The organism is Mesorhizobium sp. M7A.F.Ca.US.014.04.1.1, assembly GCF_003998745.1.
Lineage (GTDB): Bacteria > Pseudomonadota > Alphaproteobacteria > Rhizobiales > Rhizobiaceae > Mesorhizobium > Mesorhizobium ciceri.
In genome coordinates this window covers 1-2503 of sequence record NZ_RZRW01000734.1, presented here as the reverse complement: position 1 = coordinate 2503, position 2503 = coordinate 1, and the positions used below count along the sequence as shown (strand labels likewise).

The following is a 2503-nucleotide window of genomic DNA, read 5'->3' as shown; positions in this document are numbered from 1 at the left end:
CCCTTGATCTACACCTTATTCGCGGGCCTGCTCGTCACGGCCGTCGCCGCGAGACGGCGTATCTGGTTTGATCTTGGATTCGTGTTCGGAAGCATCGGGTCGATCTGGGTCCTTACAAGCCTTATGCTTTACGCAATCATCGGATCATGGCTGTTTCCGAGGTTCTTTGCGGGACAGACGACCGTATTCGTGCAGTCCAAGAACCGTGGAACAGTCGTAGAAGATTCATTGGCGCCCGTTTCAGCCAACATTTCGCAGACGGGCTACTTTATTCTTGGTGGCCTCGCCGCGATAGCACTTTGCGCCCTGCTGCTGCACTCCAACCGGATCGATCAAATCAGGCGCGGCTTCTTTTTGTGGTGCGGCCTGCACGCGGGAATGGGGCTGATCGATTTCATTGGCAAGACCGCGGGGGCGGGCGACTTTCTGGCCCCGATCAGAACCGCCAACTACGCGATTATATCGAACGCGGTCGAGGCAGGCTTTGTGCGGATCACCGGGCCTTTTTCGGAGGCCTCTTCGTTCGCCAGCGTTTCTCTCGCCTGCCTGGCATTCTGCTACAGCTACTGGAGAAAGACCAAATCACCGCTTGCGAAATGGCTGGCCGGAATCCTGCTCTTCTTGTCCATTCTGTCGACTTCATCGACGGCTTACGTCGGGCTGACACTGCTATGCATCCCCGTTGCGTTGTCCATGCTACAGTCGGTCATCAGGGGAAAAGTTGCGCGCGAAGAGATACTGATAATAGCTCTCATGGTGGTGGGCGGGACCGCCGTACTGGGCATTAGTCTTTACAAAGCCGAGGCGTTGGACCCGTTCGTCAGACTGATCAACAGCACCATCATTAACAAAGCGGATTCCGGGTCAGGCCATGAGCGCACTTATTGGAATGTAAAGAGCCTGCAGTCGTTTCTCGATACGAGCGGACTGGGCGTTGGTTTCGGCAGTTCAAGGGCATCGAGTTGGCCGATCGCTGTCCTGTCGCAGTTGGGTCTGTTTGGATCGCTGATGATAGTGGCCCTGCTCTATGTCGTGACCAGAGGCCTGGGCGCGGTTCGGGAACGGGTGGATGCAGAGACAGATGCAATCGTGACGAGCGTCAGGAATGCTGCCCTTGCAAGCATAATTGCAATGTCGGTGTCGGGTGGCAGCGCTGATCCAGGCATCCTCTTCTTCATCGCACTTGCAGTTGTTTGCGCCACGAGAGCCCGTGCTCGGCGCGGCGTAGCCGCCTTGGAACGAAGCGTTCCGGCGCCGGGCCACGCCACCGTCAACGTCCTGTAATCCAGTTCCGCCGAATTGGCTTCGCGGTGGCAAAGGTTCCTGGCGATGTGCCAGGCCCCCGTCCTGTGCAATATCGGCAGCGAAGTCGAATAAGGGACGGTCGTCGCGATCGAGCGTGCGACAGTACCGCGGCGGTCGCTTGCGAACGAGTAGAAGGGCTGCCGGCAATGTGCATTCGAAGCTTGCGTGGCTGTATCGAGGAGGTGCAGCAGCATCGTGCGGCCTTCTCCGCTTACGTGGTCTCGGGGTATAAAAGTGATCAGAAGCCGCTGCCGTAAGTCAAGTGCGGCCAGGACAGCTGCACAAAGCTTGCTGCATCCCGACGGAGCCAACTAGGTCCAGGGCTATCGGGAATTTGTCAAAAGACTTTTATGCTGCAATCGATATTTGCTTCCATAACGGGCCGACGACTTTCGTCAGAAACAGTCACCGAAAGGTTGCTTTGTAACCCGCCCTGAACTTCGTCCTGTGCCATGGCGACCAGCATTTTAACCGCGTCTACCCGGGCCTCGAGCGCACCAACGTAGTGGGTGCCCTCTGTATCGGGAGAATGGGATTTGCCGTCCCGGATATCGAAAAAAAACAGCGGCATTTTTGCGCCCGTGCTTAAAGCTGTGCGTTCGTCAGAGCAGAAGACTTGCTTCTTGCTCACGGCTGCTTAAGGCATTCCCCTGGGGGATTCTAGCAACCGCAGATGGTCAATGGGACGCGACTGTGGAGAACTCGAATGGCGGCGATCACAAAATATTACAAGGTTTATTAACGCCAGGAAACGCTCCTTATGGGTGGTCCTGGGAGTCGCAATCCAGCCTACGTTGGAACGCGGCACGGTCGTCGATCAGATCGCGGCATCACGACATTCAGCGGTATTATCGGATCTTTGCGGGCATCAGGGCTTGCAGGGCACCGCGGAAATAGCCCGACAACGATGCTCGCCGGCTTTCCATGTCGTGAAAGGGATCAACCAAACTGATAGATAGGCCGGAAGAACGGTTCCGGTAAGCTACCGCCTCGACAACCGCATTTGTGTCGTTCGGAGTGTCCTGTCTTGTCGCTGAATTTCGTTGACGAAGCCCGGCCCAACACGTTCGAGTTTGAAACCTCGGCGCTGATAAAGGCGTCCGGGTTTAGGGAATATGATGCGCGCTGGTGGTTTGGCCAGGTCGCGCCCGAACTTAACCTGATCGGCGTCCAGGCGCTCGGAATGGGGCTTGGCACG

Annotated in this window: 2 protein-coding genes and 1 pseudogene; 2 read left to right on the top strand and 1 reads right to left on the bottom strand. The window is 56.8% G+C overall.

Annotated features, from left to right (window positions below):
- On the top strand, positions 1 to 1284 hold a 1284-nt coding region (locus tag EOA22_RS30715), incomplete at its 5' end, for a hypothetical protein (RefSeq protein WP_181172695.1).
- A 358-nt stretch (positions 1285 to 1642) separates the two neighbouring features.
- Here the strand turns inward: EOA22_RS30715 and EOA22_RS30710 are convergent.
- On the bottom strand, positions 1643 to 1936 hold the full coding sequence (locus tag EOA22_RS30710; RefSeq protein WP_127218776.1) for a hypothetical protein: 294 nt from the start codon (positions 1934 to 1936) through the stop codon (positions 1643 to 1645).
- 396 nt (positions 1937 to 2332) lie between these two features.
- Between EOA22_RS30710 and EOA22_RS39175 the strand changes: the two are divergent.
- Positions 2333 to 2503, top strand: a pseudogene (locus EOA22_RS39175) (phosphomannomutase/phosphoglucomutase); the annotation flags it as partial.